The 25,317-nt window shown below is 41.9% G+C and carries 21 protein-coding genes and 2 tRNA genes; 16 read left to right on the top strand and 7 right to left on the bottom strand.

Annotated elements, in window-relative coordinates:
- The 4 genes from gldD to R2Q66_RS14120 are packed head-to-tail and all read left to right on the top strand — an operon-like array spanning position 1 to position 2,874.
- Positions 1–588: a gliding motility lipoprotein GldD gene (gene gldD, locus R2Q66_RS14135; protein ID WP_316750039.1), complete on the top strand. Its 588-nt coding sequence runs from the start codon at positions 1–3 to the stop codon at positions 586–588.
- Between the two features lie 17 nt (positions 589–605).
- Positions 606–1,247, top strand: a complete 642-nt coding sequence (locus tag R2Q66_RS14130; protein WP_316750037.1) for an MBL fold metallo-hydrolase — start codon at positions 606–608, stop codon at positions 1,245–1,247.
- A 12-nt stretch (positions 1,248–1,259) separates the two neighbouring features.
- Positions 1,260–2,492, top strand: coding sequence for an ABC transporter permease (locus R2Q66_RS14125; RefSeq protein WP_316750035.1), 1,233 nt, complete (start codon positions 1,260–1,262; stop codon positions 2,490–2,492).
- Positions 2,493–2,496: 4 nt separating this feature from the next.
- Entirely contained in the window at positions 2,497–2,874 is a 378-nt protein-coding gene (locus R2Q66_RS14120; protein WP_316750033.1) for a hypothetical protein, read from the top strand.
- A 52-nt stretch (positions 2,875–2,926) separates the two neighbouring features.
- Here R2Q66_RS14120 and R2Q66_RS14115 read toward each other — a convergent pair whose 3' ends face one another.
- Positions 2,927–3,772, bottom strand: a complete 846-nt coding sequence (locus tag R2Q66_RS14115) for a 1,4-dihydroxy-6-naphthoate synthase (protein ID WP_316750030.1) — start codon at positions 3,770–3,772, stop codon at positions 2,927–2,929.
- Positions 3,773–3,825: 53 nt separating this feature from the next.
- Entirely contained in the window at positions 3,826–4,458 is a 633-nt protein-coding gene (gene mqnB, locus R2Q66_RS14110; protein ID WP_316750028.1) for a futalosine hydrolase, read from the bottom strand.
- 71 nt (positions 4,459–4,529) lie between these two features.
- Here mqnB and R2Q66_RS14105 point away from each other — a divergent pair, with 71 nt between their 5' ends.
- Genes R2Q66_RS14105 through R2Q66_RS14090 form a run of 4 tightly spaced genes read left to right on the top strand, consistent with a single transcriptional unit; the run spans position 4,530 to position 10,213 of the window.
- Positions 4,530–4,940 (top strand): 6-pyruvoyl trahydropterin synthase family protein, encoded by a 411-nt coding sequence (locus R2Q66_RS14105; RefSeq protein WP_182959172.1) that lies wholly within the window; start codon positions 4,530–4,532, stop codon positions 4,938–4,940.
- A 10-nt stretch (positions 4,941–4,950) separates the two neighbouring features.
- Positions 4,951–5,583, top strand: coding sequence for a GTP cyclohydrolase I FolE (gene folE / locus R2Q66_RS14100; protein WP_316750022.1), 633 nt, complete (start codon positions 4,951–4,953; stop codon positions 5,581–5,583).
- 21 nt (positions 5,584–5,604) lie between these two features.
- Complete coding sequence (gene fabD / locus R2Q66_RS14095) at positions 5,605–6,495, top strand: ACP S-malonyltransferase (RefSeq protein WP_316750019.1); 891 nt, start codon at positions 5,605–5,607, stop codon at positions 6,493–6,495.
- A 1-nt stretch (position 6,496) separates the two neighbouring features.
- On the top strand, positions 6,497–10,213 hold the full coding sequence (locus tag R2Q66_RS14090) for a HAMP domain-containing sensor histidine kinase (protein ID WP_316750017.1): 3,717 nt from the start codon (positions 6,497–6,499) through the stop codon (positions 10,211–10,213).
- A 17-nt stretch (positions 10,214–10,230) separates the two neighbouring features.
- Here R2Q66_RS14090 and R2Q66_RS14085 read toward each other — a convergent pair whose 3' ends face one another.
- The gene (locus R2Q66_RS14085; RefSeq protein WP_316750015.1) at positions 10,231–11,121 is read right to left on the bottom strand and encodes a hypothetical protein; all 891 of its coding nucleotides are present in this window, start codon (positions 11,119–11,121) and stop codon (positions 10,231–10,233) included.
- 202 nt (positions 11,122–11,323) lie between these two features.
- On the opposite strand from R2Q66_RS14085, the gene R2Q66_RS14080 reads away from it, so the two are divergent.
- Positions 11,324–12,880, top strand: a complete 1,557-nt coding sequence (locus R2Q66_RS14080; protein WP_316750013.1) for a glycoside hydrolase family 10 protein — start codon at positions 11,324–11,326, stop codon at positions 12,878–12,880.
- A 98-nt stretch (positions 12,881–12,978) separates the two neighbouring features.
- Here R2Q66_RS14080 and R2Q66_RS14075 read toward each other — a convergent pair whose 3' ends face one another.
- Complete coding sequence (locus tag R2Q66_RS14075) at positions 12,979–15,843, bottom strand: M16 family metallopeptidase (protein WP_316750011.1); 2,865 nt, start codon at positions 15,841–15,843, stop codon at positions 12,979–12,981.
- Between the two features lie 269 nt (positions 15,844–16,112).
- Entirely contained in the window at positions 16,113–18,032 is a 1,920-nt protein-coding gene (nagB, locus tag R2Q66_RS14070; RefSeq protein WP_316750009.1) for a glucosamine-6-phosphate deaminase, read from the bottom strand.
- Positions 18,033–18,248: 216 nt separating this feature from the next.
- Here nagB and R2Q66_RS14065 point away from each other — a divergent pair, with 216 nt between their 5' ends.
- The 3 genes from R2Q66_RS14065 (at position 18,249) to R2Q66_RS14055 (ending at position 21,499) form a co-directional block, all read left to right on the top strand.
- Entirely contained in the window at positions 18,249–19,448 is a 1,200-nt protein-coding gene (locus R2Q66_RS14065) for an anhydro-N-acetylmuramic acid kinase (RefSeq protein ID WP_316750007.1), read from the top strand.
- Between the two features lie 70 nt (positions 19,449–19,518).
- On the top strand, positions 19,519–19,734 hold the full coding sequence (locus R2Q66_RS14060; protein ID WP_316750005.1) for a hypothetical protein: 216 nt from the start codon (positions 19,519–19,521) through the stop codon (positions 19,732–19,734).
- A gap of 64 nt (positions 19,735–19,798) precedes the next feature.
- Complete coding sequence (locus R2Q66_RS14055; RefSeq protein WP_316750003.1) at positions 19,799–21,499, top strand: S41 family peptidase; 1,701 nt, start codon at positions 19,799–19,801, stop codon at positions 21,497–21,499.
- 2 nt (positions 21,500–21,501) lie between these two features.
- Here the strand turns inward: R2Q66_RS14055 and R2Q66_RS14050 are convergent, their stop codons facing one another.
- A complete protein-coding gene (locus tag R2Q66_RS14050; protein WP_062546508.1) occupies positions 21,502–21,822 on the bottom strand; it encodes a 2Fe-2S iron-sulfur cluster-binding protein in 321 nt (106 codons plus the stop codon).
- Between the two features lie 2 nt (positions 21,823–21,824).
- Positions 21,825–22,835, bottom strand: coding sequence for an NAD(P)/FAD-dependent oxidoreductase (locus R2Q66_RS14045; RefSeq protein ID WP_316749999.1), 1,011 nt, complete (start codon positions 22,833–22,835; stop codon positions 21,825–21,827).
- Between the two features lie 129 nt (positions 22,836–22,964).
- On the opposite strand from R2Q66_RS14045, the gene R2Q66_RS14040 reads away from it, so the two are divergent.
- The 4 genes from R2Q66_RS14040 (at position 22,965) to R2Q66_RS14025 (ending at position 25,243) form a co-directional block, all read left to right on the top strand.
- Complete coding sequence (locus tag R2Q66_RS14040; protein WP_316749997.1) at positions 22,965–23,708, top strand: UDP-2,3-diacylglucosamine diphosphatase; 744 nt, start codon at positions 22,965–22,967, stop codon at positions 23,706–23,708.
- Between the two features lie 161 nt (positions 23,709–23,869).
- On the top strand, positions 23,870–24,943 hold the full coding sequence (gene prfA / locus R2Q66_RS14035; protein ID WP_316749995.1) for a peptide chain release factor 1: 1,074 nt from the start codon (positions 23,870–23,872) through the stop codon (positions 24,941–24,943).
- 77 nt (positions 24,944–25,020) lie between these two features.
- A tRNA-Asp gene (locus R2Q66_RS14030) sits at positions 25,021–25,094 on the top strand.
- A gap of 75 nt (positions 25,095–25,169) precedes the next feature.
- A tRNA-Asp gene (locus tag R2Q66_RS14025) sits at positions 25,170–25,243 on the top strand.
- Positions 25,244–25,317 lie beyond the last annotated feature (74 nt).

Genomic DNA, 25,317 nt, shown 5'->3' with positions numbered 1-25,317 from the left:
ATGAAGAGATTTTTCCCATTCGGCCTCCTTATTCTGGTGCTGGCTTTTAGCGCCTGTAACCAGAATAATAATTATGCTCCGAAGCCGAGAGGGTATTTTCACATCGATTTTCCTAAAAAAGCCTACCTGACTTTTAACGAAGGTTGCGCTTATTCTTTTGAATATCCGGTGTATGCACAAATGATTCCCGATAGCGGCAGAGATACCCAGCCTTGCTGGTATAACCTGTCTTTTCCGCAGTTTAACGGGCGTTTACACCTCACTTATTACGATGTGTCTTCCAAAAAAGAGTATGAAGGACTGGTAGAAGATGCCAGAACTTTCGCTTTTAAACATACGGTGAAGGCCAATGCGATTGATCAGAAGCTGATCAATTACCCGGAAAAGAAAGTTTATGGCGTGTATTACGCGATAGAAGGGAATACCGCCTCTTCCGTACAATTCTTTCTTACCGACAGTGCAAAACACTATTTCCGTGGGGCTTTATATTTCAATGAGCGCCCGCAATACGATTCTATCCAACCGGTAGTGAATTTTATAAAGAAAGATATTGATCAAATGATCAGTACCTTCAAGTGGAAAAATTAACATCTATTTTAACTCCTATGATTAGTATCCAGCAGTTTGCTTTTAATCCATATCGTGAAAATACTTACGTTTTATTTGATGAATCTTCAGAATGTGTGATCATTGATCCCGGAATGTCTGATGCCACTGAGCAAAACGAACTGGTGCAGTTCATAAAAGAAAATAAGCTGAAACCGGTCTTGTTGTTGAATACACATTGTCATATTGACCATGTATTGGGGAATAAATTTGTGTATGATAACTGGAGCCTGAAACCTCAGTTTCATGCCGGTGAGCTACCTGTTTTACAGTCAATCCCTGGATATGCGCCACAAATGGGCTTCGATTATGAGCTTTCTCCGGAGCCGGAAGTGTTTCTGGGAGAAACCGGAACCGTTAAATTTGGAAACAGTCAGCTGGAACTGATTTTTGCACCAGGCCATTCGCCTGCACACCTTTGTTTCTACGCTGCTGCGGATAACTTTTTGATCGGTGGTGATGTCTTGTTCTATACGAGTATCGGCCGTACCGACCTTCCTGGAGGCAACCACGCGCAATTAATCAATAGCATAAAGAATAACTTGTTTATATTGCCCAATGATTGCAGGGTTTATCCTGGCCACGGGCAGTTTACCACCATTGGTTTCGAGAAGCAACACAATCCATTTTTACAGTCGTAATTTCATAATCATTTGAATACAGCCTTTTACATAGCCCGCAGGTATCTTTTTGCTAAGAAATCTACCAATGCGATCAACATCATTTCTGCGATTTCCGTGCTGGGTGTGTTTGTGGGAAGCGCTGCATTGATTATCATTTTGTCGGCTTTTAATGGCCTTGGTGAAATGGTCTTGAAAATGTTCAATACCATGACCCCTCAGCTGGTCATTATGCCGGTTAAAGGCAAGACTTTTGATCCGCACACGGCTTATTTCAATCAATTGAAAAAGGCAGATGGGATTTATTCCTATGTGGAAGTATTGTCGGAAAATGCCTTGCTGAAATACAACGACAAACAGAGCGTCGGATTGATTAAAGGGGTAAGCCCTGATTATCTAAAGAATAAAAGCCTGGATAGTACCATTATCGACGGACATTTTATACTGGATAATGCGAGTGGTCATTATGCCGTGATTGGCTCTGCATTACAGAACTTTCTGGTGGTTAATACCACAGATCCTTTCAATCCTTTACAGGTATATTCTCCTAAAAAAGGGAAAAGAGCAACTTCCATCAATCCAGGTGATAATTTTACGGTTTTAACCATTCCTGTATCCGGAGTTTTCGAAGTTCAGCAGGATTTTGACAATGTTGCCATCGTTCCATTGGCTTTCGCACGTCAGCTTTTGGCAGAACCTGAGAAAATTTCTTCGATAGAGCTGCTTTTAAATCCGGGTATAGATGACGAAAAGTTTAAAGAAGAAATAGAAGCGAAAATAGGACCGGAATTCGTTGTAAAAGACCGTATTGAGCAAAATTCGGCCTTGCACAGCATCCTTGGAAGTGAAAAATGGGCCGTATATATCATCCTTACTTTTGTCTTAATTATCGCTATCTTTAATATCATCGGATCATTAACTATGCTGGTGATAGACAAATTGAAGGATATTTCCGTTCTAAGTAGTCTGGGGGCAGGGAAAAAACTGATCAAGCGGATCTTTTTGCTGGAAGGAATGATGATTACCATGACAGGCTGTATTCTCGGCTTATTTGTCGGACTAATCTTCTGTCTGGTTCAACAGAAATTTGGCATGATCAAGATGTCGCAAGATAACCCGATGATTTCCAATGCCTATCCGATTGGCCTGAAATGGACAGATTTTTTATTAGTATTTTTAACAGTGACCGTGTTCTCTTTTATGGCATCAGCTTTGTCGTCTAATCTGAGTGTCAAGAAAATTGACCATTTAAATCAAGATCTCTAACATCATGAATATATCAATCAAATCATTACCCTTTTTAATGCTCTGCTCAGTTGTTGTCATGGCCTGTAATACCAAGCCGGTATCTGTTGAAAAGAACAATATCAGGGTGATTAAAGGCTTGTATAGCTATGGTCCGGAGATCAAATCTTTTACGGATTGCGAAGAAGGAAACGAGTACTGGGTAGCCGATAGTGCGAAAACACTGGAGCTGGCCTACAGTAATTTCAACTTCGAAAAACCGTATGAACCCGTGTATATTGAGGTAGAATGTCAGATCATCAAATCTGACAGCTTAATTATAGCCGCAGACTTTGATTCTACGATGGTGGTGACTAAATTATTGAAGATTTCTAAAGAAATTCCTGACGGGCCTTGTAACTAAAAGGCGCTCTTTAGCGGAGCTCAAAGCCGGACTGATATGGATTCCTTAACGATTAAGGAATCAGGTACAAGTCTTTTTTGATGGGTTCAATCAGGCCTTTTTCCTGTGCCATCTGAAATAGTACATCAATCGCTTTGCGGCCTTCTACACCCAGATCAATGGAATATTTGTTGACATACAGGTCGATGTGTTTGTACATCACTTCCTCGCTCATTTCCTGTGCGTATTGTTTGATGAACGCTAAACCGGATTTAGGATTCGCGAAAGCAAATTCCACCGATTTTCGTAATACCCTGTTCACCTTTTCTTTAGTCTCCTGATCTAGTTTTCTATTGATCACAATTCCGCCCAATGGGATGGCACAACCGGTTTGCTGTTCCCAGTAATTCCCCAGGTCCATCACTTTGTGTAAACCCTTGTCCATATACGTAAATCTGTTCTCATGGATGATCAAACCGAGGTCAATCTCTTCTGCCAGCAACGCATTTTCGATGGCTGAGAAAACCATTTCCTGTTTCTGTCTCAAATGGGGGAAGGCAATGCCCAACAGGAAGTTAGCTGTCGTAAACTTTCCGGGGATACCCACACGAAGTTCCGGATTAATATGATCCGGATGATTGGCGAGGTATTCATTTTTGGAGATCAGCAGAGGGCCAACGCCAAAACCTAATGCACTTCCGGCATCTAACAAGGCATACTGTTCATAAACATAGGCAAAAGCATGGAAGCTCAGTTTAGTAATATCCAGTTCCCCTTTCATGGCCTTTTGATTTAAGGTTTCCACATCATCAAATGACACTTTGAAATCCAGTCCTTCCGTATCAATTTTATGGTGAATCAGGGCATCAAAGATAAACGTGTCATTCGGGCAAGGGGAAAATCCAAGGCTTAAGGTCATTGCAGTATAATTTTTTGTTGGTTCAAAGGTAATTAACAAACCAGGGGGAATGGTTAACTATTTGTCAAAAATCCAATGGCCCATTCGTTTAAATTCTTAATGGCAAGGCCGATTTTCCAGCTTTCGCGGTTCCGTGGTTCTACATAATTGGAGATGCTGCGGATTTGCAGACAAGGGATTCCGGCTTCTTCACAACAGTAAAGTACGGCGGCACCTTCCATGCTTTCGGTAACCGGATGCAGGCGGTTTTTAATGGATTCGATGCTCCCGGAACTGCCATGAACGGTGTTTACCGTGATCCCTTTGACTTTTTTTAAGGCAGAGATGGAAGGGTGGAGGAGGTTGTTATAAGCATGATAGCTGCTTTTTCCGAAGCCCAGCTCTTCTATTGGCAGGAATTGCCCCTGATCTTCCGCTCCGAGTTCAGAGAAATCATCCTCCACTACATTTAACACCGTCCCTAAAGGAATGGAGGTGTCAAAAGATCCGGCAATACCCAGGTTGAGCACCAGATTGTACCGGTTGGATAAATGTTTTCCCAGGGAAAAAGCGGTGGCTGTCATTCCAACGCCGGTCACCAGGATGTCGAACTTTTCTGTTTTCATCAATGCTGCTCCGGATAAGCCGAAGTGTTCGGTTAATAAAGAGATTTCCGCATTTGTTGCCGCTACTAAAAGAATCTTCATAAGCCTAAGTTAGAGATTAAACCTTTCTACTTTAAGCTTTCTGCGTATATTTGTCAACAATATAACAGAGAATGATATACATAACCAGAAAAGCATCATTTAACGCTGCGCATAAATTGTCGAGACCGGATTGGTCTGAAGATAAAAACACAGAAGTTTACGGAAAATGTGCCAATCCAAATTGGCATGGACACAACTATCAGTTGTATGTAACTGTTAAAGGGGAGATTAACCCGGAAACAGGCTTTCTTGTAGATCTGAAATGGTTGAAAGACATCACCAACACACAGGTAGTCGATAAAATTGACCATAGAAACCTGAATCTTGACGTGGATTTCATGAAAGGTAAACTGGCTTCAACAGAAAACCTGGCCATCGCTATTTGGGAAGAATTACTTCCTTTTATTAAAGAGTCTGGCGCCGAACTTCATTGCATCAAAATTTACGAAACTGAAAACAACTTTGTCGAGTACTTCGGCTAATCCATCAGATATGAACAATCATACAGATCATTTAGATGAAACTGAAGACGGTTACATCAAAATAGACCGTTACAATGAAGGTAAAATCTCAGCTGTAGCTACTCATTATACAGATATTTTGACCCAGTTGGGTGAAGATCCAACTCGTGAAGGATTGGTAAAAACTCCGGAACGTGTAGCAAAAGCATTGCAATATCTGACTCATGGTTACGACCTGGATCCGGCAGCAATTCTTAAAGGCGCTATGTTCAAAGAAGACTACAGCCAGATGGTGGTTGTGAAAGATATTGAAGTATTTTCGATGTGCGAACACCACATGCTTCCTTTCTTTGGAAAAGCCCATGTGGCCTATATTCCGAACGGTCATATCGTTGGATTGAGCAAAATTCCTAGAATCGTTGATGCTTTTTCCCGTCGTTTGCAGGTTCAGGAGCGTTTAACAAATGAAATCAGAGATTGTATTCAGGAAACGTTAAACCCATTGGGCGTAGCAGTTGTGATTGAATGCAAGCATTTATGTATGGCAATGAGAGGGATTCAGAAGCAAAATTCTGTAACTACTACTTCTGCTTTTACAGGAGAATTCGCAAAAGATACAACAAGGGCAGAGTTTTTGAGGTTAATCACTGCCAACTTACACTAAACATCACACAAAAGCATAAGAATGAAAGCATATATATTTCCAGGACAAGGCGCTCAGTTTTCGGGCATGGGTAAAGAATTGTACGAAAATGAAATCGCTAAAGAACTGTTTGAAAAGGCAAATGAAATTATCGGTTTCCGCATCAGCGACATCATGTTCTCCGGATCTGATGAAGAATTGAAGGAAACGAAGGTAACTCAGCCAGCGATTTTTCTTCACTCAGTGATCTTAGCAAAAACTTTAGGCGCGGATTTCCAGCCTGATATGGTTGCAGGACACTCTTTAGGAGAATTCTCGGCATTGGTAGCGGCAAACGCATTGTCTTTTGAAGATGGTTTAAGATTGGTGATTGCGAGAGCAAATGCCATGCAGAAAGCCTGTGAATTACAACCTTCTACCATGGCCGCTATTTTAGGCCTTGCGGATGAAGTAGTAGAAAAAATCTGTGAAGAAATTGACGAAGTTGTCGTAGCAGCAAATTACAACTGCCCGGGACAAATCGTAATTTCAGGAAGCATTGAAGGCGTAGATATCGCTTGTCAAAAGTTAACTGAAGCAGGTGCTAAACGTGCTTTAAAGCTAAATGTAGGTGGTGCTTTTCACTCTCCGTTAATGGAGCCGGCAAGCGTAGAACTACAGGAAGCAATTGAAAATGTAACGGTTCTTTCTCCGGTATGTCCGATTTATCAAAATGTGGACCCGGTGCCGAATACTGATCCTGCAAAGATCAAAGCAAACTTAATTACACAATTAACCGGTGCCGTAAAATGGACGCAAACACTGGAGCGTATGATCGCTGACGGGGCTACAGAATTTGTAGAAGTAGGTCCGGGTAATGTTTTACAAGGCCTGGTGAAGAAAGTAAATAGAGCTTTCCCAACTAGTTCTGCAACGATCACAGCTAAGGTTTAACGTGAGCATCGCGGGTAAAATCAGATTTTTATTGTTGATACTTGGGGCCTGCTGTATTGGTACGGCCCTATCTTTAAAAAATACGATCAGCAAGAAAGATCTGCTTACCCATGAGGCGGCAACGCTTCAGGAAAACATTTCTGATAAGGAAAGCATTATCTACGATTTCCTTTCCGACCCGACAAGGGTTGAGCAGGCCAAGCAATTTGACCTCAATGAAAAGTTCGCCTTAGATTTCATCAATCTCTATCCGAAACAGGGAATCAACCTGTTGGTCTACGAAAAAAACAACTTAAAATTCTGGAGCTCTTTTAGTGCATTTCCTTCCAGTCTGGAGGGCGTTGCAGAAGGCTCCTCCTTTGTTCAGCTACCGAATGGCTGGTATGAACTGATCCGGAAAACCACCGGAAACTATAGCCTGGTCTTCCTCATTGAGGTGATCAACCAATACAATATCCAGAATCAGTACCTCCGAAACGATCTCTCCCCCTTCTTATTACCCTCCAATTCTTTATCACTCGGCTCCTTTACGGATGCAGATGTATATGGCATCAATAATTTTGATGGGAAGCTGCTGTTTGAAGTGAAGTTGAAACCGGATTATACGGAAAGTATTTATGCGAAAATAGAAGTCTGGCTCTGGGTAATCGGCATGTTCAGTATCTGCCTGTTTATGAACTCTTTATGTGTATGGATGGTTAAAAAGGGGCGCTTGCTCTCTGCAACGGGACTTTTAATCTTATTCTTTGCCCTCTTAAGGGTCAGCGACCTGGAATATGGTTGGTTCAATCAGCAGTTCGATCTGCTGATCTTTAGTCCGACGATATACGCGGAAAGTTTCTTTTTACCCTCTTTAGGGGACTTTCTGCTCAATGTATTTGCCATTACCTGGGTACTCTATTTTATTTATAAACATAGAGATGAATACCACCTGCCTGTCTGGTTAAACCAGAATAAAGTAGCCGGTTGGGCGTTTTACCTGGTCATACTGGCCTTTTTCGGCCTGCTGGCGCTGATTAGTGATGAGGTTTTCTTTGGACTCATCATCAATTCCAAGATCAATTTCGACATTACCAATATCATCAATCTGGGTTGGGTAAGCTGGGTCAGTATTGTCATTTTATGCCTGGTATGGTTTAATATTTATCTGATTATTACAGTATTGCTGGAAATGAGCAAAAGCTTAAATGTGACCAATAAAGAACGGTTAATCTTGTTTTTACTGGCCTTTTTTAGCTATTTAGGCTATCAGCTGATTACCGGGTTCAGCATATTCTTTGTGGTATATGCGATATTTATCCTCATTGTAGGCTGGAATGTGTTCCTGAGAGACAATAGCTTCTCCATAGGGATATTTACCGCGATGTTTTTCTGTCTGGCCTTCATGTCCTCGATCAAATACCTGAAATTTATCGATATTAAGGAGCGGAATAAAAGGCTTACCATTGCGCAAAAACTGGAATCTACAGACGATCCTAAGATCATTAGTGCCATTGAGAGCCTGGAAGTTGGTATTTACACGGATAGTTTTGTAGCAGATTATTTTAAACAACCGGATTTAAGGCGTTCTGATCTGTTACAAAAACATATTTATAAGCAGTTTTTAGGCGGCTACCTTTCCAAATTTGAATACAATATTTACGAATATGACGGCAGGGACTCTTCTACAAATCAGTTAAAGGTTCCTTTATCTTATTATAAAAAACTGGTGCGATCGGGTTCTGTAAAGGCCTCTGAATCGAATTTCTTTTACCGCCTGAATGATACTTTTGGTTATCAGACTTATTTCGGAATCATTCCTATTTTTGAAGACAATAAGATCCTCGGAACCCTGGTTATTGAGCTTAAATCTCAGCAATACAATTACAATAGTCAGCTGCCGGAGATCCTGATCGACCGTAAGAATAAAAGCGAAGACGATTACAGCAATTACTCTTTTGCCTTCTATAGTTATGGGAAACTGGTCATACAATCCGGCCCATATACCTATAAGTTGTCCGGACAGGATTTTAAAGCGGAGCCAGGAAAGCACCACACGGTCACAGACAGCCTTGGGTATACGCATGTGGTCTATATGCCAATTGCCTCTAAAATGATCGTGGTGAGCAAGGAAAAGGTGTCCTACGTGGCACGTTTAGCTACGCTGTCTTTCTTCTTTTTAGTTTTCATTATTTTTTCAATTACCCTGTATGCTTTGATCTGGATATTGAAGAATATTGATGAGAGCTGGGGAGGCTGGTTTAACATCAACCGGTCTTTGATGATCAATGCCAATAAAATCCTCTATAAAACGCGGATTCAGTTTTCTATTGTCCTTTCTGTAGTAGCTACTTTAGTTATTGTGGGCTGGACTACCTATTTCTACATCCGAGATGAGTATCGCCGCCAACAGGAAGATTACATTCAGGATAAAATAAGAAAAGTTCAGTTCTCTTATGAGAAACGCATATTTTCAACTGGAATACCGGCTTCCAATGAGGAATCTGTCCGCTTTTTCAATGAGTTTGCCGATGTGAATGGCGCTTATCTCAATCTTTTTGATGCCAATGGTAGCCTCTTGTTCACCTCTTTACCGAGGATTTATGATTTCGGGATTATCGGCCGGAAGATGGGCGCAAAGGCTTATGTGTACCTGAATCAGATGCAAAGATCGGAATATATCAATCCGGATGAGCACATTGGCGATTTCAGTTATTCTTCTGCCTATGCACCAATTCGCAATGCGATGAATGAGACTGTTGCGTATATCGGACTGCCTTATTATGGTAATGAAGCCGATTATCAACGTAAAATCGGCCTTTATATCAATACTTTGATTAATATTTATGCCCTGGTATTTGTAGCGATTGGGATTCTGGCAGTGTTTCTCGCCAATCAGATCACCAGTCCGCTGACCTTTATTCAGGAAAGCATCCGGAAAACCAAACTGGGTCAGAAAAATCAACCCATTCAGTGGTCCAGGCATGATGAGATCGGTTCCCTGATCCGTGAATACAATAAAATGATTGCCGCACTGGAAGAAAGTGCCACCAAACTCGCGCGCTCCGAAAGGGAAATTGCCTGGCGGGAAATGGCCAAACAGGTGGCTCATGAGATTAAAAACCCTTTGACCCCATTAAAACTAGGCGTCCAGTTGCTGGAGAAATCATGGAGAGAGAAAGACCCGAATTTTGAGAACAAATTTGAGCGCTTTAACAAGTCATTTATAGAGCAGATCGACAGTCTGGCTTCCATCGCTTCGGAGTTCTCTAACTTCGCGAAAATGCCGGATACGAAACTGGAAAAACTACGCTTATTGCCGATCATTCAACAGGCAAGGGATGTTTTTACGCATACCGAAAACGTAGAAATCTATATTTTCAACCATACCAGTATAGAAGTAGTGATCCTTGGCGACAAAGATCAGCTGCTGCGCACCTTCAATAACCTGCTCAAAAATGCCATCGAAGCCGCCAATGGGGAAGGCCGTTGCGTCATCAAAGTGAATCTGATGAATGATGAGGAAAACGTCTTTGTAGAGGTAGAGGATAATGGGAAGGGGATTGATCCGGAGCAACAGGATAAGATCTTTGTGCCCAATTTCACCACTAAATCATCGGGAACGGGCTTAGGTCTGGCCTTTGTGAAACAAGCGGTAGAGAATGCAGGAGGAACGGTTTCGTTTAAATCGGTAGCGGATGTGGGAACGACATTTTACCTGAGCTTCCCGCTATCCTAGTTACTGGTTAAAGAAGCCTATTTTAATTCAATTGCAGCTTTCCCCATGGTAAAGCCATCTGCATAGAGAATAACCGAATAAGTGCCTTTAATGAAGGGATTAGGGTTGATCCAGTCCATTTTATAAACGGTATTGTCGTCGTTGTAAGAGATGGAAGTAGCGGAAGTATATTGCATTTGCTCGCCATCAGCTTCAAATAGGTTCTCGCCATTGGCAATCAGGTTTCCTGCAGGATCAAACACACGCAAATATATTTTATGGTAGTCTTTTGCTGCCAAAGGATTTGGGGCAATATTAAAGCTCACGGTTAGTTTTTTCGCAGAACCTGCACGGGTAACTTCTATGTTTTTTCCGCTGTTTTTAACCTTGTAAGCCAGAATAGATACGTTTCCGGCTTTTAATGCGGCACCGGTTTTCACCTTTTCCTGAAGCTCAGTATTCTTTTTTTCCAGGTTGTCGACCTTCTGACTGGCAGTATAAGCGAACTCTTTTAAGCTGTCCTTTTGATTCCGTAAATAAGCATTTTCTCTTTCCAGGCGACTGATCTCTTCCTTGTAGCTTTTAACAAATTCACGTAAGTTCTTGACATCGTTCTGGGCAGCAACAAAGGCTTCACTTGACATCACATCACCTTTCAGCTGTAGTTTTAGTTCTGCAATCTTTACTCTGGCCAGGCGCTGTTCCTCCTGTAGCTTGTCTGTTAACTGAACATTGAGCACATTTACTTTATCCAGCTCTGCTTCGACCTTTTCAACTTCCAGTTTTACCCGGGCTATTTCGGAGCCGATACTGATGTAACGCTCGCTTTGATGCCTGTCTTTTAAGTATAGGTAAGCATTGGTGCCTAAAAGGGCTAGAATGACTACAATTAGAAAATATATCTTATTGCGGTCACCCTTATTTACCATCTCATTTTGGTCTGACATTTCTTGAATTCTTCTCTAAAGGTGTTTAAAACGCGAACATAGTATAAAAATATAGGAAATAGTAAAAAAAACAGGCTATTTGTATGAGACTTTAAAAAAAATCGTTTACTTGCTAAGATCTCTGGTTGATAACGTCTACCTGAGTGCACAAATGAAAAGATTTATTAAGTACAAATTACATAAAATGTTTAAAAACACTTGCTATGCGCTATTGTTCCTCCTTGCAATAACCCCACTAATATCTCCCGCACAAAACACAACAAAAATTGCTCCAAAAAGAGAGTTCCGCGGGGTCTGGGTAGCAACAGTCGCCAATATTGACTGGCCTTCTAAACCTGGCTTGAGTATAGACCAGCAAAAGCAGGAATTGATCGGTCTTTTAGAGCTTCACAAAACGAACGGAATGAACGCGATCATGTTACAGGTAAGACCTGCCGCTGACGCTTTTTATGCCAAATCCAGGGAGCCGTGGAGTCAATGGCTGACCGGAAAACAAGGCCTTTCTCCGGGACCTGATTATGATCCTTTGGCTTTCGCAATTAAAGAAGCACATCAGCGTGGAATGGAACTTCATGCCTGGTTTAACCCATACCGCGCCACCACAAGTCCGAATACGGTGGTCAGCGCAGATCACATGACCAGAAAACGCCCCGAATGGTTCTTTACCTATGGTGGTAAGAAACAGTTTGATCCGGGAATTCCGGAAGTAAGAGCGTATATCATTCAGGTGATTCTCGATGTGGTTAAAGGTTATGATGTAGACGGGATTCATTTCGATGATTACTTCTATCCTTATAAAATTGCCGGTCAGACGATTAATGATGCGGCCACATTCAACAAGTATCCAAATGGTTTTACCAATGTGAACGACTGGAGAAGGAACAATGTAGACTTACTGATTGAACAATTAGACGATAGCATTCACTACCATAAAAAGTACGTTAAATTTGGTGTCAGCCCGTTTGGGATCTGGAAAAACGACAATGAAGATGTGCTGGGTTCTGCGACTCGCGGACTGTCAAATTTCCATGAGTTATTTGCCGATTCGAGAAGATGGGTTAAAGAGGGTTGGGTTGATTATATCAATCCACAGATTTATTTCAGCTTTACCCGTAAAGTGGCTCCTTTTGCTACTTTGGTAGATTGGTGGGCTGATAATACCTATGGCCGTCACCTTTATATTGGTCAGGGTGCCTACCTGGTGAATCAAAAGATGGAAGCTGCCTGGAGATTACCGGAGCAGGTGCCGGATCAGATCCGCTACCTCCGTCAGAGTAACCGCGTGCAGGGAAGTGTGTTTTTTAGCTCAAAATCCTTTTCTACGGTCGCCCGTGCAGTTGGTGATTCTTTAAGAAATGACTTGTATAAGTATCCGGCATTGCCACCGCAAATGCCATGGCTGGATGATGTGGTACCTAATGCACCGCAAGGATTAACGGCCGAAGCAAAACAAGATGGCGTACACCTGAAATGGGAAAAACCAACGCTGGCAAGTGATGGTGAAACCGCATCAGGATACGTGATTTACCGTTTCAATGAAGGTACGAAAGTGGATGTCCTGGATGCCAGAAATATCCTTAGAATCAGTTTTGAAAACTATACTTCCTTTATCGATACCAATGTGGAGAAAGGAAAAAGATATACTTACCTGGTTACCGCATTAGACCGCCTTAAGAACGAAGGTGATCCAACCAATCCGGTGGGAATTGAAACCAGTACGCTTTCCAGTGTAGCGCAATAATCAGCTGACCGGATCAGATAAATACGCATAAAAAATGGCCTGATGCTTTTAAACATCAGGCCATTTTTGTTTCTGGTGATACCAGTCTTATTTCCCGCTTACTTTTGTGGAAGCAGTACGAAACGCAGGTAATTGTTTTCGTTCAGGTACTTGTTTGCCGAAGCTTTTGTACTTTCTACGGTTACCTGTTCCATTAATTTTGGTTGTTGTAATACCAGGTCAAGTGGTTCGCCATTTTTAACAGCGCCGGCCAGGTAGCCTAACCAGAAACCATTGTTTCTAAGACTAAGTTCCATCTGACGTTGCTCTTCAGATTTAAACTTCGCAAGGTCATCTGTTGATGCACCGCTTTGTTTGATCTTATTCACCTCATCTAATGACGCTGCAATCAGCTTATCTACATTAGCAGGGGCACAGCTAAATGAAATCGTAAAATAATAGTGCGCTTTAGGGTGTTTGCTGGTGCTTAAACTCACTTTAGGACTATAAACGCCACTTTCTTTCTCTCTTAAACGTTCCAGTATCTTGATTTTAAGGGCTTCATTTAAGGCCTCTAACTGGACATTATTTTCCGGTGTGTAGTCATAATCTCCGTGAATATATAACTCCACGGCCGCTTTATCTTCCAGGCCTTTGTAAACAGTTTTGCTGATTTTTCCTGTCGGAGGATTCACGCCATTGTCTACGAAGTTTTGTGGTTTACCAGCTGCAGGCAGACTGGCAATATAAGTTTCGATTAAAGGCTTGATTTTCTCTACATCAAAAGCACCAACGATCACGAAAGTCTGATCTCCAAGATCTGCGAAACGGTCTTTATAGAAAGCGAAAGCTTTATCTAAGGAGATTTTATCCAGGTCAGTTAAGTTCATCGGCATACCTCGTTCATGGTAATTTGACAATACTGCCTGAACCGTATCTGCAAAAACACTACTCGGATTGGCACCTTTACTACCTAAAATCACCTTGTAATCACCCATGTTTTTATTGAAAATCTCGGCATCTTTTCTAGGTTTGGTTGCATACGCATAAACCAGTTGAAAAGAAGTTTCCAGATCTTTTGGTGAAGCGCCACCGCTGAAACCCTGGTAAAGATCGCTCACATAAGCCGTTGCAGAACCCGTATTACCAGCAAGCAATTTATTCAGGTTGGAAGGGTTAAATTCGCCAACACCACTTTCCGGAATCAGGCTCACCATCTCCGCAGAACGGAAATCGTTGTTACTGGCCAGGGAAGTTCCTCCCTTACCGAATGAACTGAAAACAATTTGATCATTTTTGAAATCTGTAGGCTTCAATAACACCTTAATCCCATTGCTTAAGGTCAATTCGGTGACGCCTACGGCATCAATTTTCTTTTCTGCAACAATCTTTCCGGCAACCGGCTTTTTGTCCAGCAGCGGCTTGTTGATCGAATTGTCTACATAAGGAGTTACACCATTTCCTGCATTTTTCATCACCGCAAGTAATTTTGCTTCCGTAGGTAAAGCCGCTTTGTCTTTTTCAGGTGCCTGAACCAGGATAATCTGATTGTCTTTGGTCAACAGTGTTTTTGCCAGTGCATTTATTTCGGCAAGGCTGATCTCCTCCAGTGTCTTTTTGGTGAGTTCGTAACTATACTCTGTAGAAGGAATGCTAGTACCTTGCAGGAAGTTATTCAGATATTTCTGAACAAAAGCTGCAGAAGCAGTTTTATCTTTTTCTTTCAGGCGTTTTTCATTTCCCGCGTTGATATTTTTCTTTGCAACTTCAAGTTCTGAAGGTAGAAAGCCAAACTTCACCACGCGTTCATTTTCCGCTAAACCAGCGGCAAGGGCTTTTTCAAGGGACTCAGCAGTGCTGGAAACCACTACGGTATGAAAAGCATTCACATTCGGTACTAATCCGCCCTGGAATGGGCCATAGCTAGACTGAGCGACTAAAAACGGCGGCGTTCCTTTTTGAAGAATCTCTTGAAAACGCGCTGAAATCATGCTGTTGATCATAGAATACATTAGACTTTTTTTAAAGTCTTCCGTAGTTTTAACTACACCACCACGTTGTTTGTACATGATTTGTGCAATGTTGTAAGGCTGCTCAGGGTCAGTAATGATCTTTACCAAAGGCTCCTTATTGTCTGGAAGGTCATAAGCCAAACGTGGTCTTGGATTGGCCGGATTAGCCAGTTCCGAAAAGTTTTGTTTGATCAGTTGTTCTACCTCATTCACATCAAAATCACCTACTGCAATCACAGCCTGTAAATTTGGACGGTACCAGTCTTTATAGAAATCACGGATTTTATCGTGTGTAAATGTCTGTAGCAATTCCACTTTACCAATTGGCAAACGGTTTTCATAGCGGGAACCTTTCAAGATCAAAGGCAACATCTGTTTTTGCATCCTTTCCTGCGCATTTTTTCCACGCTGACGATCTTCTTCGATGATTACACCACGTTCTTTATCGATTTCTTCCCCATCCATGGTGATTTTTCCTGCCCAGTTGGCCAGAATTTTAAATCCTGATTTGAATACTGAGGCACTATCCGTAGGAATCGGCAATTGATAAACCGTCTGATTAAAACTGGTATAAGCGTTTAAGTCGGCACCAAAACGAACTCCTGCTTTTTGCAGGTAATTGATCATGTCGTTTTTGGGGAAATCTTTGGAGCCGTTAAAGGCCATATGTTCCGTAAAATGGGCCAGTCCCAGTTGGTCATCATTCTCCATTAAAGAACCGATACTCGTGGCCAGGTACAATTCAGCTCTGTTTTTCGGTTCTGTATTCTTTCTTATATAATAGGTTAATCCGTTTGGAAGCTTCCCGATTTTAACATTTGGGTCATTGGGAATTAACTGACCTGTTGATTTTTTTACTGCGGTTGAGGTGCTGGTCTTTGCGGCGGTTGCCTTTTTCTGGGCATAACCAGGACTATATACCGCCAGTTGGGCGACAAGTCCTATCGCAAGGATATAAATGTTCTTCTTCATGTAGTTTGTTAATAAGTCAGACTAAATTATACTTTTAAAATGAGTTTCTGGTAATACCTCCGCAAAGAATTTAAGGGAAATAAGGGGAGGATGATTTCGCTATGCTGTTGAGGTTCTGAATTATAGCTACAGGAAAAGCTTCCGACAGGCCCCCTTGATGCCAACAACCGCGCTGCAAACCGATTTAACATAAAAAAACCGTTAAGCCAGGAGGCTTAACGGTTTGAAAATATGATCATTTAGGGATTAAAAATACCTAAAATAAATTTCTAGAAATGGTAACGTACAAACGCTTCCATCGCTTCGTATTCTGCTAATCCAAGGTTGTCATAAGCTTCGGCAGTTTCTCTGTTTCTGTCTTCTGCTCTAACCCAGAATTCTCTCGAATCATCACCAGGGAAAACCGCACGGTCTTTTTGTGATTGGTGTTTGAAAATAGCGAATTTCTTTTTCTCTACTTCTTGTGGACTCAACGGCACTGCCATTTCAATCTCATAAGTATCAAACTCTAACCAGGCACCACGGTATAACCATAACCAGCAGTCCTTAACCCAGCTTTCAGTTTTCGCTAGTCTTTGTAAAGCTGATAAAATGATATTGAAACATACGATGTGCGTTCCATGTGGATCTTCAAAATCTCCTGCAGCAAATACTTGCTCTGGTTTGATTTTTTGTAAAAGCTCCATAGTCAACTCGATATCTCTTTCCGTAACCGGATTTTTCTTCGTTTTTCCACTTTCGTAGAAAGGAAGGGCCATGAAATGGATATGGTCATCATCTAAACCACAGAACCTTGCACCAGCAATCGCTTCTCCTTTTCTGATCAATCCTTTTACAGATTGTAATTCAGGAGTATCAACCTGATTAGGTTGTTTAGTTTCGATAAAGCTGCGGATATCCTGGTAGATATCTTTCATTCCTTGCTGCGGCATTCCCATTTTTTCTGAGAAGTCGATGTTGAATTCTACGAAACGTAGGGCATCATCATCCCAGACAGCAGTATTACCTGAAGTTTGGTAAGCCACATGCACATCATGTTTCTGATCAACCAGACGGATGAAAGTACCACCCATAGAGATGACATCATCATCAGGGTGTGGTGAGAAAATTACGACACGTTTGTTAGCTGGTTCCGCGCGCTCTGGTCTTTGAGAATCATCAGCGTTTGGTTTACCACCTGGCCATCCAGTGATGGTGTGTTGTAATTTATTGAAAATATGAATGTTGATATTGTATACCGGACCTTGTTCCACTGCAAGCTGTGCCATGCCGTGGTTGTTATAATCGTCTTCAGTAAGTTTTAAAATTGGCTTATTTAACGTGTTTGCCAACCAGATTACTGCTTTTCTGGTCATAACCTCGTCCCAGATACAATCTTTTACTAACCAAGGGGTATCAAAACGCGTCAATAAAGAAGCTGCATCTTCATCAAGAATAAATTCTACATGGTCAGATAATTGCAGGTAAGTAGCAGGAACTTCACTTGAAATTTCACCTTCTACTGCTTTTTTAATGATCGAAGCTTTCTTTTTATTCCAGGCCATAAGAATGATCTCACGGGCTTTGAAAATAGTACCGATACCCATGGTAATCGCTTTTGTTGGAACAAAAGTTTTACCACCAAAGTCGCGGGCTGCATCTCTTCTTGTCAAATCGTCAAGTGTAACTAAACGAGTTCCTGAGTTTGGCGCAGAACCCGGCTCATTGAAACCAATGTGACCAGTACGACCGATACCCAGAATCTGAATATCTAATCCACCAACTTCAGTGATTTTTTTCTCATAAGCCAGACAGAAAGCAGGAATATCTTCCAGTTTCAAAGTGCCATCAGGAATGTTTATGTTTTCTTTTTCAATGTCAATATGAGCAAATAAATGCTCATTCATGAAAGATACATAGCTCTGTGCAGCAGTTGGCTGCATAGGGTAGTACTCATCAAGGTTGAAAGTGATTACATTTTTGAAGCTCAAACCTTCTTCCTTATGCATTCTAACTAATTCCGCGTACACTGCAATTGGTGTAGCTCCGGTAGCCAGGCCTAAGACAGCCTTGGAATTGTTCTTTTGTTTTTCTTTAATAAGGTCCCCGATGCGGTGAGCAACACTTAAAGATGCTGCTTTAGGATTTTCAAAGACAGAAACGGGCAGTTTTTCAAAACGCGTTTCTTCCAGAAGATTTAATCTTGCCATTTAATTGTTCTTAAATTTTGTACGGAGCAGTAAATATAGGGACTCTACCGACTTAATCCAAATTTTTAACCCCACTGTGTTTTTTGTTTGAAAATGGCAATCAAAACAGGTGTTTATTGTGAAATTGTTAGTTTTTTTAGCAAATCCAGAGGATTTTTTATGAAATCCCTTGAGGCAATTGATTTTAGCCTATTTTAGTAACCAGGAAACAGCCTTATGAATTCAAACTGGAAACAACTCTTCGAAATACTGCATAAACCGGAACGCCTGATTATCGGATTGATGTCTGGCACCTCTTTAGATGGCTTGGATATCGCATTATGTGCGGTAAAAGGGAATGGTGCAGCAACAAACATAAAAGTGTTGGAATTTACTACAGTCCCTTATACTGAGGAGTTTAAGAAAGAAGTAAAGGCGGTTTTTTCCCGGAGGGATGCGGATCTTCAAATGGTCTGTCTGATGAATGAGAAGATTGGCTTACAACATGCAGCCCTGATTTTAGAAACCCTGAAAACCTGGGGAAGAACACCGGCAGAGATTGATGTGATCGCGAGTCATGGCCAAACGATTTTCCATGCCCCAAAGGCCTTACATGGCTTGCCGGATTATCCAAATGCTACGCTTCAAATTGGGGATGGCGACCATATCGCCGTAAAAACCGGCATCATTACCATTGCCGATTTCAGGCAGAAACACCTGGCAGCAGGAGGGGAAGGCGCTCCGTTAGCCGTTTACGGAGATTACCTGCTGTTCTCTAAAAAAGGAGAAGACCGGATTATGCTCAACATCGGAGGGATTGCAAATTTCACCTACCTGCCGGCAGATAATGACGCTGCTAAAGTGTTTTCTACGGATGTTGGTCCGGGGAATACCATGATGGACCAATATGTTCAGCTGCATTATCCCGGCTTGTATTTCGACGAAAATGCAGCGATTGCCAGCAAAGGCGAGGTTAATGAGGCTTTATTAACAGCTTTACTAACAAATGTGTTTATAGACGCTGATTTTCCGAAAACCACCGGACCAGAACTTTTCAACCTGGCCTACTTATCCACAGCACAGGAAAATTCCGGTACACTGGATCTGAAAAAAGAAGATGTGCTGGCCACTTTATGCGCCTGTTCGGCAAAAGTGATTCTGGAAGCAATCCAACGATGTTTTGAAAACACGGTAACACCTTATATATATATGAGTGGAGGCGGGATGCACAATCCGCTGTTAACAGGTATGTTGAAAGCTGGTTTGCCAAAGGCGATATTCAGGACTACGGCAGACCTGGATATCAACCCTGACGCTAAAGAGGCGGTGCTTTTTGCCGTCCTTGCCAATGAGACTTTGACAGGCGAAAAAACCAGTTTCGGGCAGCGGGAAGGTGTCCCTTCCATCCGTATGGGAAAAATCTGTTTGCCAGATTAACCAGAGAATGCGGATTCCAGGTGTACCTCTCATAATTTTTCCTATTTTTGCAGCCAAACTATAATACATTATGGCAAGTTTTACACTTACTCCTGAGACCTGGACAAAGGTTAAAATTAAGTTTCTTAGAAAATACCGTGACCTGGCGAAAGAAAACCTCGCTTTTGTTCCCGGACAAGAAGACCAATTGGTAGAACAACTGATGAGCTTAGTGCATAGAAACCGTGAGTATGTAGAGTTCACCATCAGGAAAGCTTTGGCTGATCCGAATGGTAACAGGCTATAATTCCCAATAGCCTATTGAGTTACAAGCCTTTTTTGTAAATTTACCCTTCAACAGATTGGGTAATATGAAAAAATTAAGACTTGTAGCCGCTTTTTCACTGATTGCTTTTGCTTCTTTAACCTGGTCTTTTAAGGAAGACCTTTTTCAGGTTTCCAAAAATCTGGATATTTTCGCGTCCCTATATAAAGAGATTAACATCAATTATGTAGACGAAACCAATCCCGCCGACCTCATGCGCAATAGCATTGATGCGATGCTCGATGGATTGGACCCCTATACAGAATACATTCCCGAGTCTGAAGTGGAAGACTATAAACTTAAATATGTAAGCACCCAATACGGTGGCATCGGCGCAAGTACGCTTTTTATCGAAGGAAAGCTGTTTGTAAACGAAGTATCCGAAGGTTACCCTGCCGATAAACAAGACCTGAAACCCGGCGATCAGATTGTAAAGATCAATGATGTGGCGGTCAAAGGAAAAGAACGTGCGCAGGTAAGTCAGTTGTTGCGTGGCCCTCGTGGTTCCGCCTTGACTTTATTAATCATCAGAAACGGGGCTGTTATTACCAAGAACCTGAACCGCGATGAGATTAAGCAGCCGAATGTACTTTATTCGGGCATGACCGATGATCATTTTGCTTACATCAGATTGGATAAATTCCTCGAGAATGCGGCGCAGGAAGTGAAAGATGCGGCCATCAACCTGAACAAACAACAACCTAAAGGCATGATTCTGGACCTACGCTATAATGGCGGAGGAATCTTACAGGAAGCCGTTAAGATTGTGAACCTGTTTGTGAATAAAGACATTTTAGTGGTGACCCAAAAGGGGAGAAATCCTCAGAAAACCATTACCTATAAAACCTTAGCAGATCCCTTACTTCCACAGATTCCATTGGTGATTCTGGTGGGTGGTAATTCGGCTTCGGCTTCTGAAATCGTTGCCGGTGCTTTACAAGACTTAGATCGCGCCATCATTGTAGGGCAACGAAGCTATGGAAAGGGCCTGGTTCAGCAAACCTTCCCATTGCCTTATAACAGCCTGGTTAAAGTAACTGTGGCGAAGTATTTCACGCCATCAGGCAGGTGTATCCAGGCTTTGGACTATGCCCATAAAGATCTAAACGGAAAAACGCCTAAAGTAGCGGATTCTGTGATGAACAAATTCAATACCCGTACCGGCAGAAACGTATACGATGGTAACGGGATTTACCCTGATGTACTGGTGGAAACGGCTAAATTAAGTCCGATCACGATTTCTCTTTTGAATAAAAGCTTATTTTTCGATTATGCCAATGCCTATAAAAAGGACCATAAGACCATTGCTGCTGCGGAAAGTTTTCAATTGACAGATCAGGACTATGCGGCATTCCTGACTTCCCTCGATGGAAAGGACTATGCTTATGTTTCCAGAACGGAACGTTTACTAGCTGATTTACGTACAGAGGCCGAAAAGGAAAACAAACTACCGGCAGTGAAAGCAGATCTGGAAGACCTCAAGACTAAAATGTTGGGTGCAAAGAAAACAGACCTGACTACCTTTAAACCGGAGATCAAAAGAGTATTGGAGACACAGATTGTCAGCAGGTATTATTATGAAAAAGGAAAGGTGATACAGTCTTTTCAATACGATAAAGAGCTGACAGCTGCGAAAGCAGTGTTGGGCAATACTTCAAAAATGCTGGCAATATTGAAAGGGGAGGGCGAATATAAAACTATAGGCAGCCCAATCAAGACAATTGCGGCTGCTCCTATAGAAAATTAGTTTTAGTGTAGCTTCACTACCAGTCCGTCCATTGCTGGACTTAACTGTAGCTGACAAGCCAATCTTGAGTTCGGAAGTAAATCTGGTAAGGTATCCAACATGGCGTATTCGTCATCGGTCATCTCATTCAGTTTTTCTTCCCCTTCTAACACGTCTACGCAACAAGTTGCGCAGAGTGCCATTCCACCACAGGTGGCAAGGATATCGTATTCACATGCTTTCAGGTATTCCATCAAGCTCAGGCCCATATCTACAGGCGCTTCTAAAGTTGTTCTGCTGCCGTCCGGATTTTGAACGTGCAGGGTAATGTTATTTTCTTCCATGTTTAGAATTCGGCAACGCCGTTAACAGTAGTATATTTCATGGTGTATTTAATGCCTGGATTCATGTACTGGTAAGCACTATGACTCATTAATGCTGCTTCATGGAAACCGCAAAGGATTAATTTTAACTTGTTGGTGTAAGTATTGATGTCGCCGATAGCGTAGATACCCGGGATATTGGTCGAGTAATCATCAGTATTTACTTCAATTGCACTTTTGTTGATGTTTAAGTTCCATTGCTCAATCGGGCCTAATTTAGGACTCAATCCGAAAAGTGGAATCAAATGATCTGCATGAATCGTGCTTTTCTCCAGACTGCGGTTGTGAACCAGTTCTACCGTCTCTAATTTCCCGTTTCCGTGAACAGAGCTAAGGTTACTATTTAACACTAAGTTGATTTTTCCGCTTTCGGCTAAGGCCATTACCTTATTAACTGAATCCGGTGCACCACGGAAGCTTTCGCTACGGTGAACTAAAGTCAGTTCTTCTACGATATCAGCAAGGAAAATAGTCCAGTCTAAAGCAGAGTCACCACCACCGGCAATAACCATTTTCTGACCACGGTATTTTTCAGGATCAAGAATCATATAATTCACCCCTTTACCGTTTTCAAATTGCTCTAATCCTTCTACTGCTGGTTTACGAGGCTCAAAACAGCCTAATCCACCTGCAATAACCACTACTTTAGCTTCGATGATCGTGCCCATATTAGTGGTCAACACAAAATCTCCTTCACCACGTTTCTCCAGACCTTCAATACGTTCTCCTAAAGTAAAACCAGGATGGAAAGGTTTCCCTTGTTCCATTAGGTTATCAATCAGTTCCTGAGCAAGTACTGTTGGGTAGCCCGGGATATCATAAATAGGTTTCTTAGGATATATTTCAGACAACTGACCACCTACCTGAGGTAAGTAATCGATCAAATGACAACGCATTTTAAGGAGTCCTGCTTCAAAAATTGCAAATAAACCAACGGGTCCGGCGCCAATAATGGCTATATCTGTAGAAATCATGTGTTTAAATTTTGTGCGAATTTACGAACTTTTGTTTTAATATTCGCGGTTGTTTAGATATATTCTACATAATTGGTAGAACTTATGACAAAGTTGCGCTGTTATTTTTACTTATCTTTGTTGATACTGATGACAAAAAACATATATTTTGCTTCTGATTTCCACCTGGGTTCTCCCAGTCATCAGGAAAGTAGAAAGCGCGAAGATCGGATCATTCGCTGGTTAAATGCTATAGAAAGCAGTTGCAGCGAACTTTTTTTGATGGGCGATATCTTTGACTTCTGGTTCGAATACCATGAGGTAGTCCCAAAAGGCTTTGTTCGCCTGCAAGGCAAATTAGCTTCCATGACTGATGCCGGAATTAAGATTTATTTTTTCAAGGGTAACCATGACATGTGGGTCAAAGATTATTTTACCACAGAGATGGGGATTGAAGTGATTAGTGATGAGCTGATCATAGAGCGTAACGGCAAAAGTTTTTACCTGCACCATGGTGATGGACTGGGCCCGGGCGATGAAAAGTATAAGTTATTAAGAAAGGTGTTCAGAAATCCGGTTTGTCAGTGGTTATTTTCTATCGTGCCGCCACGTATTGGTTTAGGAATCGCCAATTGGTGGTCTGGAAGTAGCCGGATAGCCAATAAAACTGAAGAAGCATTTCATGGCGAAGAATTCGAATGGCTGGCGATTTATGCAAAAGAACAATTGCAAAAGAGACACTATGACTATTTCGTTTTCGGACACCGTCACTTGCCATTAGAGATTGATCTGAATGGTAAAAGCAAGTATGTGAACCTCGGCGAATGGATTAATTTTAATTCTTATGCGGTATTTGACGGCAAAGAATTAACACTGAACTATTTCGAAAAGTAATCATCAGGGATAGAAGAATCCGGCAAGCATTAAATTTTTAGTGTCAATTAACTGAAAAAGCCGTATTTTTGCCTTCCAAAATAAATCAATTGCCAGGACAGGATCCGCAGGACGGATCTGAATGGAAAGGGCAACAAGTTTTAATTTTCTGAAAAAAGAATATGTTAGAGAAATTAGAAGCAATTAAGTTACGCTGGGAAGATGTTGAAGAACAGCTGAGTAATCCTGATACGATGCAGGATATGAAGCGTTTCGCGGCTTTAAATAAAGAGTATAAAGATTTAGGCAAGATTGTAGATCAATATAAAATCTACAAGAATGTAATGAGCAATATCGATGCAAATAAGGAAATCCTATCTACGGAGAAAGATGCCGAAATGCGCGAAATGGCTAAAGAAGAACTGGATATGTTGCTGAAGCAGCAGGATGAACTGGAAGAAAAAGTACGTTTGATGCTGATTCCTGTAGATCCTGAAGATGCTAAAAATGCCGTATTCGAGATTCGTGGCGGTACTGGTGGTGATGAAGCAGCTTTATTTGCTGGTGATTTATACCGTATGTACAGTCGTTTCTTTGAACAAAAGGGCTGGAAGGTTGAAACTGTTGATGTAACTGAAGGTACTGCCGGTGGTTATAAAGAGGTGATCCTGAAAGTTAGCGGAGATGATGTTTACGGACAATTGAAATATGAATCAGGTGTACACCGTGTACAACGTGTACCAGATACAGAAACTCAGGGCCGTGTACATACTTCAGCAGCCTCTGTAGCGGTATTACCGGAAGCAGAAGAGATAGATCTATACTTAAACCCTGCCGATATTGATTTACAGACTTCCCGTTCAGGTGGAGCCGGTGGTCAGAATGTAAATAAGGTAGAGACGAAAGTGCAGTTAACCCACAGACCTTCGGGACTGGTAGTGGTTTGTCAGCAGGAACGTTCTCAGCTTGGCAACAGGGTGATCGCAATGGAAATGCTACGTAGTAAACTATATGATATCGAATTGCAGAAGAAAAATGGAGACATTGCTGCAAGACGTAAGACGATGGTATCTACCGGTGACCGCTCTGCAAAGATCAGAACTTACAATTATCCACAAGGAAGAGTAACAGATCACCGCATCGGATTGACACTTTATAACCTAAATCATGTGATGGATGGTGGTGTTCAGGAACTGATCGATGCGTTACAGTTTGCAGAGAACGCTGAAAAGATGAAAGAAGGCTCTGTGGCTTAACCAGTTGCGATTATTTTAAAAAATAGTTTGTAAATATAAATAAAGACTCTATATTTGCAATCCCGAAAGGGAACAACGGACCGGTAGTTCAGCTGGTTAGAATGCCGCCCTGTCACGGCGGAGGTCGCGGGTTCGAGTCCCGTCCGGTCCGCAAAAGTATCTCAGTCGAGAACTTGAAGTTGTTAAGTAGAGGATCTACTATAAAATCCACCCGTAAGGGAAACACGGACCGGTAGTTCAGCTGGTTAGAATGCCGCCCTGTCACGGCGGAGGTCGCGGGTTCGAGTCCCGTCCGGTCCGCAAAAAGCCACTCCAACGAGTGGCTTTTTTGATTTACAAGAATTTCGTTGGCCGGCCGGCCATGACACACAAAG

Origin of the sequence: Pedobacter gandavensis, from assembly GCF_032677645.1 — a bacterium.
Taxonomy (GTDB): Bacteria; Bacteroidota; Bacteroidia; order Sphingobacteriales; family Sphingobacteriaceae; genus Pedobacter; species Pedobacter gandavensis_A.
The sequence above is the reverse complement of the archived record's forward strand: the minus strand, read 5'-3'. Positions and strand labels throughout refer to the sequence as shown.